Origin of the sequence: Neobacillus sp. DY30 (assembly GCF_030123065.1) — a bacterium.
In the GTDB taxonomy this organism is placed as follows: domain Bacteria; phylum Bacillota; class Bacilli; order Bacillales; family Cytobacillaceae; genus Neobacillus.
Genome location: NZ_CP126093.1, coordinates 2,860,464 through 2,876,125 on the forward strand (window position 1 = coordinate 2,860,464; position 15,662 = coordinate 2,876,125).

The following is a 15,662-nucleotide window of genomic DNA, read 5'->3' on the forward strand; positions in this document are numbered from 1 at the left end:
TGAAAAAGTAAACTTAAACCACCGGGTGTTTTAGTTAAAATAAGTTTTAGGTATTCCTAATATAGAAACTCGCCAATCATCATTCTGGCGAGTTTTGCTAATTTATATACCGATAACGATCTTAAAACGACTGCCATTTCGGCACGAATTTTTAGAAAAGCACCTCAAAGCGGACCCATTTATTATGTTTTTTCCACTAGGCTTTAGTTATTTAGTAAAGAGTAGGGGTAGGATAACAGGCAACAGCATCAATAAATCTTGGATCAATACCATAAAACATCCAGAATGCACCATTCCATCTATATCCTGAAATTTCACCATACTCGACGCGAGTGGGGTAAAACCAGAAACCTTCCCCATTTATAAGCCAAACATATGTGTTACTAAATACACAGTCTATGATATAGGATGGCGATGAGGGCTTTGGTGGAATGAATGTGGGAGGAGGGGATTGTGGTTGTTGTCTCATTGAACCTTGAGGTGGGAAAAATACCATATGATTTCACTCCTTTTTAGATAGTTCATAACATTATATGTATAAACAACCAGAAGGTTATAAGGAAGAAAAAACAAAAACAAAAGGAATCAATTGACATACTTCCTCACTTGTAAACAAAGAATTAAATCAACACACTCCATTATCTACTATATAAAAAATAGTAGTGCTGACCAAAGCTTTGGTCGACACTACTAATGGAAGTTTTACTTGATGGAAGGATTTTTCTATGATGTTAATCAACTGATCCGGTTTGTACGATCTTTAAGTCTGCATTTACATGAATTTTTACGTTGGGATAATCCTGTTTCCATTGTTTTTCATTAAATTCGCGGAAGTTTTCTTTATATTTTGCTCCTAAACCTAAAGGGTCAACCTTATGCTTTTGAAATTGGGATATGATGGTTATGGCATTTTTTTCTAATTGCTGTTCAACCTGTTTTTGATATTTTTTCTTATCAAAAGACTGGCGTTTTTTCGCTGAAGGTGCGAACTCTTGAAGTTTTGTTTTCAGTGTAAGATTAATCGTAAATTCTGGTCTACCATGCACAATTTTAACTTTATACTTTACTTTTGAACCGAGAGTTTCAAGAACTACCTTGTCACGATTTTCTAATATAAACTGGCGTAAACTAGTCCTGTTTTTATCAACCAACGCTTTAAAAATATAAAGATCATTCATTGGAATCGATGTAACATATTGATCATCCTTAAAAATTGCCATGCCAGTAACCCTAATATTATCTGCTTCCTTTTTAATTAAAGGCAAATAAGGATCCTGTCCTATTTGGAAAAATTGAAATAAAAAGGATTGTAAATTAGTTTCAGGAAGTAGTCCCATTGTCATATTTTGCTTCAGCAATTCTTGGAGATGAATGGAAACATTCTCCTTTTTATATTTCTTCATTTTTAATAATTCACTCGCCTCGCCATCAACAATTGCTAATTGAACAAGGCTCCCAATAGCCGGATCACGATTTAAGGTATCTACAAAATCATTTATCCCTTTCTTTGCAATTTTTTTGCTATAAAGAGCTACGCGAAGCTGACCACTCTCCAATGGATAGCGAGTTTCGTTATTTAAGATCGTACGAATCTCTTTACTGGATTCCCCAATAGCTGTTCTGACTTCTGCATAAGAAGTTTTGTCTTTTTTAAAACTAGGAAATACAATCGTTCCCTTTATGTTCTTTTTTTCGGCCAAATCATACCCTACACCCTGTATCATATCGATTTCATTGACAATGTTGGTAGGGAGAAAGCTGCACCCTGATAATAATAAAATTAGAAACAAACAAAACGCTGACCTATTCATCATTTTGCTTACCCCTTTTTATAAAACTTAAAACAAGTAAGAGTATGGGGATATAGCAGTAAAATATCCATAAATTCATTTGAATAATATATTTATTCAGCATATCTTTGAAGGAACCGTTAAAGTGACAAAGAATCACACTTAAAAGGCAAAGAAGGAGTAATGTATACTTTTGCTTCCTGTTAAAAATTTTCTTTAAACCTCTGCTGGAGCACCATAAAAAAAGTGCGATTAAAGCACAAATGATAATCAAATACATGGATATATAAAGGTATTCAAATCGCTCCAAGAAAGACAGCGTAACTGTTTTTGTTAAAGAAAGTTCTGGCCAAATTGTTGTTTTTAACTGATTTTCACTAAAAAAGGTAAAGGAAACAATAGTAGAAATCGTATACAGAAAAGTAGTAAATAAAACACCTAAATGAGCGAATTTTTTTGAGGCTTTAGGATCCCTTATAAATGGATAGTACATCAACAAGGCCTCAGTTCCCGCTATTGAATAAATCGAGCTTTTGATGGAGTCCGCCATGTCCATAAAGGAATGGTTCATGATTGGCAGCAAATTTGAAAAATGTGCAATTTTTAACGGGAAAATGAAAAGTACGATTATTAAAATTTGCGGAAAAATAAACGATAAAAATGACATGCCGACAATAACCCGAAATCCTCCAGAAACACAATAATACACTGAAAATAAAATTAAAGTAGAGAGAATCCATGAAGGCATAGTAGGAAACATCCATACTTGAATGATCTCTATAAACGCAATTAAAACAGAAACACTTGCTAACCAATAATAAATCATGATAAAGAAGCTAATAAATTTGCCTAGTACATTTCCAAAAATATTGGTATGAACATCGATAATATCTCCATTGGCTTTTCCCAAAAGTTTGTACATCACCCATATAAACACTTGCACTATACACCCAGCAGCTAATACACCAATCCAGGCATCATATCCTGCTTTCGCGGCAATGGTTCTTTGAAAACTTAAAATGCCAACACCAACCTGCGAATTATAAATGAGAAAGAATACTAAATAGGGAGAAACTTGATGTCTAATATTGGCTTGCAAATTGTTTTTCCCCTTTACGATTTATTCATAAAAATCGTTCGCCGGCTCCGTTTTTTTTCCTTTACCAGTTGATTTAAACTTCTTTTGAGGTCTCAAGGTTTTTGGGTTTTCTTTTTGCTTGGAAAAAGGGAGCCTTATCCATAAATCTTGAAAAGAAGTATTCCGTATTGGATACTGGCTTAAATATGGTCGCCCAAGTGACGTTAACCGCAGTAAATGGATTAGTGTAATTTGGAAGGCTAAAAACACCCCAAGCAAACCAAACCATTGGGCAAGAAAAATGACAGGAAACTTGATAAACCGAATCGTATTACTAAATTTATATACAGGTGAGGTGTAGGAAGCTAAAGATCCGAGTCCTACTAAAATAAGCAAAACATTGCTAGTTAATCCGGCTTCCACAACAGCTTGCCCGATTACAATACCACCTACAACACCGAGGGATTGTCCAATTTTAAGAGGTAGACGGATTCCAGCCTCTTTTACCATTTCAATCATCAATTCTAAAAAAAGCGCTTCTAAGAATGGAGGAAAAGGAACGGCCGCCCTTGAGCCAACAAGCGTCTCAAGTAAACGGGCCGGGATCAATTCATAATGATAGGTCATAATGGCTACATACATAGGGGTTATCATTGTCGAGATAAACATGGCAGTAAATCGTAATAACCGAAAGAAATTTGAAATGATCCAGGTATAACTATAATCTTCCATTGCAATAAAAGATTCCATTAAGGTGACGGGAAGAATGACAAGATTAGGTGAACCATCTGCTGCAATGATTATTTTTCCTTCGGTAAGTCCAGCAGCAACTCGGTCAGCCCTTTCCGTTGATATCGATTGTGGAAACAAAGAATTAGAATTGTCCTCTATCATCGAAGCGATATAAGAGCTGTCCTGTATATGGTCATATTGAATATCTTTTATTCTTTGGATGACGGTGTTTACATTTTCAGGATCAGCAATTCCATCTATGTAAAGTACTGCTACCCTTGTTTTGGATAGCTCTCCAACCTTCATTTCTTTGACGAGCAGTTCAGGAACGGGCAATCTTTTTCGAATAAGATTGATATTCGTGTCTAATTCTTCAATAAATCCAGACTGTGGTCCTAGGGCAGACGATTCCACGGTTGCCAATCCGACATCTCGAAATTTACTGTTCGCAATGTTGATTAATAAAAATTCTTTATCATCTTGATGCTTTTGGATAGCTATGGACCCATTCAAAATGTTTTGGATGATTTTATCTTCATCCCTTGTAAAAATAATCTCTTGAACAGGGATTCTGCTTTTTAATTCTTCTAGTGAAAGATGTTCATGTAAATAGGGTAGAACATCTTGATGTAAAATGTCTGATGAAATGAGGGTCCGATAATATGATATCCAAAATGGTGCTTCGTCTATTAATGATGTATGCTCGTGAACGAAATCATTCGATTTTGATAATCGTTCAAGCCAATTTCGATCGTTCTTTTTATTTGAGCCCTCACCTTTATCCTTATCGCCATTTTTTAAGTTCATCTTTATCCCTCTAAAATGTTTTTTCTAATTATGTGTAAAATAGGGAAATTTATTCATTCTACATTATTATGGTAAACAACAATTAAAAAAATGCCCTATTCGAATGGTAATAGGGCGTCAAGTAAAATATTTATTCATTTCAGATTTAAGAAAGCGGATATAGTGCCTTTCAATTTTAGAAGGTCGTTTGTTCTTTTGATGAATGAATCCAAGAGCCGAATTTATGGGTTCATAATTAATAATATCGACCTCAACAATTTTACCTGCTAATACAAGTGGATTGTTTTTCATAACGATATCAGGCGCAAAGCTAATGGCCAAACCATCTGAAATTGACCGCAATAACTCTTCCGTGTTGTTTGATGAAAATAATATATTCATTTTACCAAATGTAAGTTGAAAATGATGAATGAACCATTTTATATAATCACCGTTATATAGGACTACCTCTTGCTGAAGTATTTCTTCTGGGGTTATGGTCTTCTTACTTGCAAAAGGCGAGTCACTGTCAACATAAACTTTCATTTTTCCTTCAAGGATTACCTCGAAATGTAAATCCTCTATATTCTTTAATATGTCTTCATAGAGGCAGATTAGGCCGATATCTGTTTTACCCTGCCGTACAAATTCAACTGTAGATTCCGTGATTTGTTCTAACAATTCGATGGTGGAATGAGGATACAGATTTCTAATTTCTTTTAAAGGCTTTAATAAAAAGTTTATAAATGCTGGTACCGTAGATATTCGTAGCTTACCAGAATGGATTTCTGAACTTTTTCGAGCCTCGTTCATCAATTCTTCGTATTTTAACAAAACTTCATCTGCTTTTTTTACAATATTAGTTCCGTCAGGTGTTAATATGGCCCCAAGGCGAGATCGTACGAATATTTTGATTCCAAGCTCCTCTTCTATTTTAGTAATGATTTGGCTGATACCAGATTGACTCATATGAAGATTTTGCGATGCGAGTGATATGGACCTTGTTTTAGCTACTTCAACAAGTACTTCTAGTTTTTGTATGTGCATAAATGACCACCTTTTCACATTACCCTCAAGTATTTTTTATATTAAAAATTATGAAGTTACTATTACAAACCTTAAATTTACTAAGTAAATTAGTAGTTATACAATTAATTTGAATAATTCTTAATTTTTAAAATAAATAGAAAGGATGATAGGTAATACGCTTCTTGCTTAGTTTATGTTCTCTTAATTTCCTATGCATTGCAAGCGTTTTCTAATGTTGAGAGAAAGATAGAATAATAGTTTCAGGAATTAGATAGGTAGAAGGAGAGTCTAAAGATGAAGAATGGTAAGAAGAAACTTTTGAATGTTATGTTAACAGGCATAATGGCATCATCTGTTTTAACCTCATATGTCATACCTCAACCTAAAGCTTATGCAAATACGAATTCTGCTGAATCGATTTTAAAGGGACTATCTGAAGAGCAAAGACAGTCTATAAAGCGATTAACTCCGCAGGAAGGTTTTATTATTGATCCAAAGTTATTGTCATTAAAGGAAAAGACAGCAAATGTTATTGTTGAACTAAAAACTTCACCAATTGAAAATACTAAACAATCAAAATTAAAGGGCTCATCTAAAAACAAAAAAGAAAAAATTAGAGGAGAACAAGAATATTTTAAAAATCGCTTGGTTGAACTTTTCAACAAAGAGCAATCAAATCAAAAAGTAAATAAAGAATCCATACCATTTCAAATAAAACATACATATGAAAATGTATTTAATGGTATAGCAATGACGATTCCAACCAATCAAATTAACACGCTTCTTGAAACAGGTGTTGTTAAACGGATTTGGAAAGATAATGTGATCACTCTGCCAAAGATTGAGTCCATAAATGAGGAAAATTCAACCACCAAAGCAGTACCTCCAGCACTCCCGCATTTAGGCGTAGATAAATTACACGATGAAAATATAAGTGGACAAGGGATAAAAGTAGGAGTGCTTGATACAGGGATTGACTATAATCACCCCGATTTAAAAGATGTATTTAAAGGTGGATATGATTTTGTCGATAATGATGCTGACCCAATGGAATCGACGCCAGCAGATCGATTAGCTTCTGGAGAGCCTGAATTTATCGATGGGATTCCTTTTGTAACGGAACATGGCACCCATGTTGCAGGGACCATTGCATCAAACCCCAAGAATAATGTTGAATATGCCATGAAGGGTGTAGCTCCTAATGTTGACTTGTATGCGTATCGTGTATTAGGTCATTATGGTTCCGGGTTAGATTCATGGGTGATAGCTGGAATAGAGAAGGCTGTAGAAGATGGGATGGACGTTATTAATTTATCACTAGGAAATAGTATGAATAATTCTCTCGATGCAACATCTGTTGCCATCAATAATGCGGCATTAAGTGGTGTTGTTCCAGTAGTAGCTGGAGGAAATGCCGGGCCAAGCCCAGGTACTCTAGGTTCACCTGGTTCATCTCCGTTGGCAATCACCGTTGGGGCAAGTGATGTTCCAACTGATATCCCTACGATTACAGCCAGCTTAGGCGATATATCCGTCTTAAATACATTAATGGGCCACGGACTTGGCAAAGATTATTTAAATGTATTGGATAAAGAATATGAGATGGTTGAGGTAGGAATGGGTACGGAAGAGGATTATGGCAACAAGGATGTCAACGGAAAGATAGTATTAATTTCACGTGGCACCATTTCATTTGATGAAAAAATAAGACGTGCCCATGAAAAAGGCGCTATAGCGGTATTAATCTATAATAATGAGGAAGGAGAGATTCCATTTTTCCTGGGCGAAAATCATGGATATGTTCCAACATTTAAAATGTTGCATGACGATGGAGTAAAACTTGTTGAAAAATTAAAAGCAGATCCCACAACCCCTGTTGGATTTTCAGACTTTAAATCAAATATGACAACTGGAGATGTGTTAGCAGATTTTAGCTCACGTGGACCAGTTAGTAATAACTTCGATATTAAGCCAGATGTTGTAGCACCCGGGGTATCTACGTTCTCCACAGTACCAGAATATATTAATAGTCCTGAAGATGGTGTCGATTATTCAAGTGGTTATGCGAGTTTAAGTGGAACATCCATGGCAACACCACATGTTGCTGGGATTGCAGCATTATTATTACAATCACATCCAGATTATACAGTTGCCGATGTCAAAGCAGCGCTAATGAATACCGCTGATCCATTAAAAGGGCGTACGTACAATGTTAATGAGGTTGGAGCAGGACGTGTGGATGCCTATGAAGCAGTCCACAATACAACTTTAATTAAAGTGCTAAATAAAACGATTACATTGGATGAGCAAGGTTTTAAAAAGCAAGTCGATAACATTTCCGGTTCACTTCCATTTGGAAGTATGGCACAAACAGGAGAAGTTCAGAGCAGAATCACTTCGATAAAAATAAATAATAGTAATAGTCAAACAGAAACCTATCATACAAGAGTAGAGTTTTTAACCATTGATGGTGTATCAAAAGATGCCAGCAAAAGTGGTGTGACCCTTCAATTACCTTCAACTATTGAAGTCAATGGAAATGATAGTGTTCAAGTTGACGCCAGCATCAATGTGCCAGCCAATGCAGAATTTGGTATTTATCAGGGGTATATTTATATAGAAAATGAATCAAAAACAGCCGAATATCAAATTCCGTTCCATGTCCGATATGCAAACAGCGGATTCGAGAAACTAGAATTATTTAAACATGCCATCACGAATGATCTTAGCAACTTTCATCCCTATATCTTGCCGTTTACTCCAGCCACCCTACAGCTAAATAGTGAAATGAAAACCCTTGATGTTGTTGTCAGTGATTTAAACGGAAAACCAATTGGCCTGTGGGGCACATATGATCTAGAGGGGGCAGCCGTTGATATTGAATACTTGATGTTTGTTGGATTTTCCGGTGAAGTAAAATATTTTACTGATGATCCAAATAAACCTTTATCACTTGAATATGAACCTCTAAAAGAAGGTAAATACATTGTTTCCTATATTGGCACAGGTGTAGATGGTAAAACATATAAAATAGATCATGACATGGTGGTAGATAACACCGCTCCAACAGTCAAATTTGATAAAGAAACAGGTATTCATGAACTATCAAATGAGGATTTGACTACAGAGAATTATGATGGACAGGATTACAAAGCATTTTGGGTTCATGGGAATGTTTATGATGATACGATTGACTATTTAAAAAGCAGAGGGCATGACATCACACAAGAAGCAAATACGGTCTATGCTTATCAAGATTCTTACTGGCCAACAGCGCAATTTTTTCCAACAGCAAATGGCGACTTTAAATTTGGTGTCTTACCAGAAGAATATGCAAATTATCCAACAAATGTAGCCGTCTATACGTATGATTACGCTACAGCAGGAAATCCGATTTTTCCAAGCTTTACATTTATTAATAAAGGTGATAAATATTCAACAATCAAAACAACTACCACGGGTGTAAGTCTTGGATCAGAATTTGTAAATACGTTTTCGGTTCAAAACGCTATTGATCTAACAAGTGCTAATGTTACCATCGATATTCCAAATTTCTATAAAGTGATAGACGTCAAACCATCACAACAATTAGATGACTTAGCAAAGAAAAATAATTGGAATGTTCGTGTAGCAAAGCCACAGGTTACACCAAACACTTGGTCTGAAATTTCAACATTTGCTGTGGAAATCACCGACAAGAAGAGTAATCTTCCAGTTTCCATAAATGGCGATATTAATTTGTTAGATATCACGCTAAAAGTTATCAATGACCTGAATTATTTTGTGGAAAGTGGATTCTATTATCAAGAATCATCTTACCAGTCAGCGACTGGAGACAAGTATACGTTACCAACTTACGCTGATCGCTTTAAATTCATCTCTCAGCACTCCATGGTAGAAGGATACTATCATGGCGAAGCATTGAGTTATGAGAACTATGATCTAGATTTTTCAAAGATTGGTACAAAGGCTTATGTAGTAGATAAAAAAGGAAAGCAGTATAAAGCTTCGATTGATGAAAATGGTTATATGACAATAGTAGATATCCCTGCAATAGAAGATGAATATACGTTAGTGGTTAACATCCCTGGACATTACGAATACCACAAAAAAATCAAGTTAAGCAGGAACATTGATGGAAAAGTTCAAGGTATTTTCTATAGCTTGTATACAGATACAGCTCCCGCAGGTGATATTAACGGAGATCATGTCATTGATATTTATGATGCAAAACTAGTTGCTAATAATGCAGGAAATACTGGTGATAGATTAAAAGAAGATCTTAACAAAGACGGAGTTGTAGACATTATCGACTTTAACTATATTGAAAAGAATTTTATGACAGCAAATCCGTATTTCTCAACTACCAATAAGCCAGTTGAAAAAATAGGTAAACTTACTCTAGAAGAATTAAAAACACGGTTTAATTAATCATTTAGTCTCATAAAGAAAACTCCCTTCACTTTCGAAAGGGAGTTTTCTTTTCCATTAATCATTAAGTTGAATATGTCTGCATTCGAGAATGGAAATTGAAATGCTCTAAAAACTTCTTTGTGTTAATGGAAAAAAGATTATTCTCCGATCGTACCCAACCTACACCTATTTTTTCATGTTCGTAATGGATGATGTCGATAGGAACGATTTCGCCGCTTACTATGAGAGGATCATTTTTATGAGAAAAATCTGGCCCGAAGCTGATTCCTAATCCCTCTAAAATTGCCTTTTTTATGACTTCAGTATTATCAGAGGTAAATAAAATATTCATTGGCCCAAATTTACTTATTAAATCTTTAGCAAAGCGTTTCACATAATCACCGTTATATAAAATTACGTTTTGAGTCATTAATTGTTGGGGAGTGATCGATTTCGTTAAAGCTAAAGGAGAAGTTTTGTTGACATACACCTTCATCTCTCCTTCAAGTATTACTTCAAATCGTAAATCATCTCTTTTTTTTATTAATTCCTCGTAAATCGTGATGAGGCCAATATCAATTTGGTTATTTTCTACATGCTCAATAATGAGCTGTGTGCTTTTTTCCGAGATTTCTATATTCACATTTGGGAAAGCGTTTTTAAAAGAAGATAAAGGTTCTAACAGGAACAACATAAAGCCAGGGATCGATGATAACTTTAAATTTCCCGAAATGACACTGTTGAAAGATTGGGCTTCCTCTTTAAATTCTTGAAGTCTTGCTAATACCTCGTATGCCTTTTTAATTAACGTCTTGCCTTCAGCAGTTGGAACGGCGCCAAGTCGACGGTGACGTGTAAATAGTTTAACACCCAATTCATCTTCTAATCTAGTAATTGATTGACTGATTCCCGATTGTGAAACATGAAGTTTTTCTGCTGCTATCGAAATTGATCCTGTTTCAGCAACCTTTACAATGTATTCTAATTGTTCAATATGCATTGTTTTCTCCCCTTTAAATATAGAAGCACAACTTATATTAACTTCATTAATGGTTGATTTATTTAAGTGTAAATTATATATATAATTAATTCAAGCAATTAATAATTTTCTAAAAAATATTATAAAAGGAGGAAGAAGTATGAATTTAAATGAGAATTTAAAGTACAGTGCAGCAAGATTTCCAAATCGTACCGCTTATACGTATCTGTATGAAAGAACGACGTATGCAGAACTTGATAGTTTAGTAGATTCTGCTGCGTCGGGGTTATCCGCTGGAGGAATCAAAAAAGGTGATAAAGTAGCGATCATGCTAGGGAATTGTCCAGAGTTTTTAATTGCTTACTATGGAATTCTTCGAGCAGGTGCAGTGGTTGTACCGATAAACCCTTCTTATACTTCAGGAGAAATTTCCTATATTCTATCGAATAGCCAAGCAAAAGCTGTGATTGCCGACTCGTCGTTAGAAGCCTCAATATCTCCATTGAGAAAACAACTGAAAGATTTGAAAATGGTTATCTACACAGATTCGATTGAGTTCGAATGGGCTTGGGAGCGTCTTATTCTTGATTCAAACGAAAAAATTGAAAGCCCTTCCATTGAAGAAGATGATTTGGCGGTCATTCTTTATACTTCAGGCACAACTGGTAAGCCGAAAGGCGCTATGCTATCCCATCGAAATTTGGCTTCCAATGCTTCTTCGATGACCAAGCTTGCACAGTACACCGAAGAAGATCGTATCATTGCTGTTCTTCCCATGTTTCATGTGTTTTGTCTAGCGACTTGCATTAACATTCCGATTGCATGCGGGGCTACCATTATCATTGTACCGAAATTTAGCCCAACCGAAGTAATAAACAGTATTAGAAAAGAGAAAGCGACATTATTTGCCGGAGTTCCCACCATGTTTAATTTTCTGTTACAGGTTCCAGGAGCGACTGCAGAAGACTTTTCATCGATTCGGGCATGTTTTTCAGGCGGTGCTTCGATTCCTGTTGAATTATTACATAGATTCGAAGAGAAATATAAGGTTTCTATTTTAGAGGGGTATGGTCTTTCTGAAACAGCTCCCGTGACAGCCTTCAACCCCTTACGAGGAACGCGTAAACCAGGTTCTGTGGGTATAGATATACCCGAAGTAAAAAATAAAGTAGTGGATTCGAATGGAATGGAAGTTCCAAGAGGAGAAATCGGTGAATTAATTGTAAATGGTCCTAATGTGATGATGGGTTATTTAGGAATGCCAGAAGCTACATCTTCTGCTTTGAAAGATGGCTGGTTTTACACGGGTGATTTGGCTCGAATGGATGAAGAAGGATACATTTATATCGTTGACCGGAAAAAAGATATGATCCTCGTTGGTGGATACAATGTCTATCCGAGAGAAGTCGAAGAGGTATTATACCAACACCCGGCCATTGTGGAAAGTGCAGTGATTGGAATACCGGATAAAGAATACGGAGAAATCGTCAAGGCTTTCGTGGTCACGAATGATGAGAGCATTACAATGGATGACATCCTATTTTTCTGCCAAGACAAACTTGCCAAGTACAAGCTGCCAAAACAAATGGAATTTATGAAGGAATTACCTAAGAATAGCACAGGTAAGATTATGAGAAGAGCTTTGCGTATTGAGCAAGTGGAAGTTAATTAGTTTCATAGGGTAGGGAACTTTTATAAAAATAATGATTGGTTTTTAACTAATAGGAGGAATGGCTATGAAAGCAGCTGTGCACACATTGGAATTTCCACTCTTTATAAACGGGGAATGGAAACCAGCGAAAAGCGGAGAAACGTTTGAGGTAGTAAACCCTGCAACCGGTGAAGTCGCTGCAAAGGTGGCGAAAGCCGGTAAAGAAGATGTGGAGGCGGCCGTTTCATCTGCACGCCAGGCTTTTGATTCGGGGGTATGGTCTAAAAAAACTCCTCAAGAACGTGCGAACGTACTCATCCAATTTGGAAACAAGATTATGGAACATGCGGAAGAATTGGGATACTTAGAATCTATTAGTTCGGGGGCAACACTTCGCCGTATTTCAAATATGGACATCTTAACCATTGTTGATCTCTTACAGCAAACAGCAAAGTTCACAGTTGAATATCCGTATGTCGAATCCCTTCCTACTTTACCATTCCCTGGACCAAGCAATAACCAAGTCTGGCGGGAACCGATTGGAGTTGTAGCGGCAGTTACCGCATGGAATTTTCCAATGATTTTGGCTATGTGGAAATTGGCTCCGGCGCTGGCAATGGGGAACTCGATTGTGGTCAAACCAGCATCTAATACGCCATTATCTACCTTGAAATTAGCGGAATTGGCTGCTGAAGCAGGAATACCTGCAGGTGTATTCAATGTTGTATCTGGTCCAGGAGCAAGCATTGGAGAAGCCCTTGTTACTCATCCAAGTATAGACAAAGTCGCGTTTACCGGATCTACAGAAGTCGGCAGCCGTATTATGCAGATGGCAGCTGGAACGGTGAAACGGGTAACTCTTGAGTTAGGCGGGAAATCACCAGCAATCGTGCTGCCGGATGCGGATTTGAGTATAACCATTCCAGGAATTTTATTCGGATTCTTATCACACTCTGGGCAAATTTGTGAATCAGGCACTCGTGTTCTTGTACATGATTCCATTTATGAACAAGTCATTGAACAATTATCGAAGCTTGCAAGCACGATTACAATTGGAAATCCATTAAATATCGCGACAGGTATGGGTCCGTTGGTATCACAGCAACAATTGGATACTGTTCTTTCTTATATTGAATCCGGTATTCAAGAAGGGGCGCGATTGGTTTGCGGCGGAAAGCGTAGAATCGTAGAAGGATTTGAAAATGGATATTTTGTTGAACCTACCATTTTTGCTGATGTTCATAACGACATGAAGATTGCGAGAGAAGAAATTTTTGGTCCTGTTCTCTCCGTCATTCGTTACTCCACCGTTGAAGAGGCAATTGAAATCGCGAACGATACGATTTATGGATTAGCAGGTGGTGTTTGGACGAAGGATGTGAACGAAGGAATGAAAATTGCCCGTGAATTGAAGGCTGGTACGATTTGGATTAATGATTGGCACATGCTCCGAAGTGACGCTCCGTTTGGCGGATACAAGCAAAGTGGTTTTGGCCGGGAATTAGGACGCCATGCGTTGGACGAATATTCTCAAGTCAAGCATGTTCACTGCTCACTAGTACCTGAAGTAAGCCAAAGAACATGGTATCAAATGTTATTGGGATAATCCAGATTCATTTCTTAATAAAAATATAAAGAAGCAGGTGATTCTATGTCGACATCATTTTTTCAATTTTCTGTAAGAACAGTTGTCAATAGCGGGGCAGGATCTAGAACGTTACTTCCTGAGATGATTAAAGGGCTTGGCGGTAAAAGAGCAGTGCTATACACAGATAAAGGCTTAACACAAGCTGGTATTACAAAGAAAATTATTGAATTGTTTGAACTCATGCCTGGAATGCCTCAGCTTGTGGGTGTGTTTGAAGATATCGAACAGGACGCAAAAGGTGAAATTATTAATCGCGGAGCCCGTTTCTTTAAAGAGTGCAATGGAGATTCTTTCATTGCTCTTGGCGGAGGCAGCGTCTTGGATACAGTAAAAGGGATCAAGTGGATGATTCATAAAGGTTTGGATGATATTCGTGATGCGCTGCTTACTGGTAATGTGATGGAATGGTGGCCGGAGGCACAATATATTCCAATTCCGCATGTTGCCATTGCAACGACGGCAGGAACTGGTGCTGAGGTTTCACCGGTAGCTGTCATTCTGAATGAAAAGCTTGGAATGAAAACAAACCTTCTTCATCCGTTTATCAATGCCGATATGGCGATTTTGGACCCGGATTTAACGGTAGGTCTTCCTCCTAAAATCACTGCCTTTACAGGATTTGACGCCTTGACACATGCAGTGGAAGCCTATTTTTCACCGAAGGCCAATCCGATGACAGATGCCTATGCCCTCCAATCGATTCGGATGATTGTTGATCATTTAAAGACTGCGGTACACAACGGGAGCGATATCTCAGCAAGGGCAAATATGCTGATGGCAAGTTCGATGGCCATTTCTGCTTTCTGTTTATGTCTGAATGCTGTTCCAATTCACAATATGGCACATGCGATAGGGGCAAAATTCAATATTCCACATGGACTGGCTAATGCTGTGCTTTTGCCAAATGTGATGGAATCTTTGCCTGCATACTATTTACCGCGAATCAATGGATTTGCACAGGCGTTAGGGATTGTGAATCCCTCAGAACAACCGGAAGAATGTTTAGCGGAAGTGATCGAATATATAAGAGATCTACGCAAAGCAGTAAATTTACCTGACACGTTTGCAGAATTTGATTGTAACGAAGATAAGCTGCACCTTTTAGTGCCGGCAATTCACCATGACCCAGCAGGAGTTTTCTTCAAGATACCAGCAGACATTATCACCAAAGTGATAAATGAAGTGTTCGAGTTAAAAGCAATAGAGGCTTAACACGACCAGTGGAAATCTTGAAATAAGGGAAAACACTTGAAAACCTCCTGTTGATGTATGGTCGCCAGACTGGACATTAGTTGCCGGGAAGTCAAAAGTGTTTTCCTTTTTTAGTGTTGGGCCCTGTTTAAAGAAAGATGCTGATTTTTCTAACGGAAATCCTTATGAATGACTAAACTCAATGAGGAATCTTCTGATTTGTCTTTCATCATGCTTATGAAGGACCAATCTCACTGGGAACTCTCCCGATTTGTCTTTCATCAACCTTTATATAGGTGTATTAATAATCAACAATGAAATTTAACAAAGCTTAATGTTTAAAAAACAACAATCCTTGGAGGTTC

At 37.0% G+C, this 15,662-nt stretch carries 9 protein-coding genes; 4 read left to right on the plus strand and 5 right to left on the minus strand.

What is annotated here, in order from left to right; translation table 11 throughout:
• Positions 1 to 731: 731 nt before the first annotated feature.
• The 4 genes from QNH29_RS13775 to QNH29_RS13790 form a co-directional block, all read right to left on the minus strand.
• Positions 732 to 1,814 (minus strand): Ger(x)C family spore germination protein, encoded by a 1,083-nt coding sequence (locus QNH29_RS13775; protein ID WP_283865316.1) that lies wholly within the window; start codon positions 1,812 to 1,814, stop codon positions 732 to 734.
• Complete coding sequence (locus QNH29_RS13780) at positions 1,804 to 2,889, minus strand: GerAB/ArcD/ProY family transporter (protein ID WP_283865317.1); 1,086 nt, start codon at positions 2,887 to 2,889, stop codon at positions 1,804 to 1,806. Before QNH29_RS13780 ends, QNH29_RS13775 begins: the two co-directional genes overlap by 11 nt.
• A gap of 21 nt (positions 2,890 to 2,910) precedes the next feature.
• Positions 2,911 to 4,407: a spore germination protein gene (locus tag QNH29_RS13785; RefSeq protein WP_283865318.1), complete on the minus strand. Its 1,497-nt coding sequence runs from the start codon at positions 4,405 to 4,407 to the stop codon at positions 2,911 to 2,913.
• 117 nt (positions 4,408 to 4,524) lie between these two features.
• Positions 4,525 to 5,433 carry a LysR family transcriptional regulator gene (locus QNH29_RS13790; RefSeq protein WP_283865319.1) on the minus strand — a complete coding sequence of 303 codons (909 nt, stop codon included), beginning with the start codon at positions 5,431 to 5,433 and terminating at the stop codon, positions 4,525 to 4,527.
• Between the two features lie 276 nt (positions 5,434 to 5,709).
• Here QNH29_RS13790 and QNH29_RS13795 point away from each other — a divergent pair, with 276 nt between their 5' ends.
• Entirely contained in the window at positions 5,710 to 9,846 is a 4,137-nt protein-coding gene (locus tag QNH29_RS13795) for a S8 family serine peptidase (RefSeq protein WP_283865320.1), read from the plus strand.
• A 64-nt stretch (positions 9,847 to 9,910) separates the two neighbouring features.
• On the opposite strand, the gene QNH29_RS13800 is transcribed toward QNH29_RS13795, so the two are convergent.
• Positions 9,911 to 10,828, minus strand: coding sequence for a LysR family transcriptional regulator (locus QNH29_RS13800; RefSeq protein ID WP_283865321.1), 918 nt, complete (start codon positions 10,826 to 10,828; stop codon positions 9,911 to 9,913).
• 139 nt (positions 10,829 to 10,967) lie between these two features.
• Between QNH29_RS13800 and QNH29_RS13805 the strand changes: the two genes are divergently transcribed.
• The 3 genes from QNH29_RS13805 to QNH29_RS13815 all read left to right on the plus strand — a co-directional run bounded on the left by QNH29_RS13805 (position 10,968) and on the right by QNH29_RS13815 (position 15,318).
• Positions 10,968 to 12,479, plus strand: coding sequence for a long-chain-fatty-acid--CoA ligase (locus QNH29_RS13805; protein ID WP_283865322.1), 1,512 nt, complete (start codon positions 10,968 to 10,970; stop codon positions 12,477 to 12,479).
• 64 nt (positions 12,480 to 12,543) lie between these two features.
• Entirely contained in the window at positions 12,544 to 14,064 is a 1,521-nt protein-coding gene (locus QNH29_RS13810) for an aldehyde dehydrogenase family protein (RefSeq protein ID WP_283865323.1), read from the plus strand.
• 45 nt (positions 14,065 to 14,109) lie between these two features.
• On the plus strand, positions 14,110 to 15,318 hold the full coding sequence (locus QNH29_RS13815) for an iron-containing alcohol dehydrogenase (protein WP_283865324.1): 1,209 nt from the start codon (positions 14,110 to 14,112) through the stop codon (positions 15,316 to 15,318).
• The last annotated feature ends 344 nt before the right edge of the window (positions 15,319 to 15,662 follow it).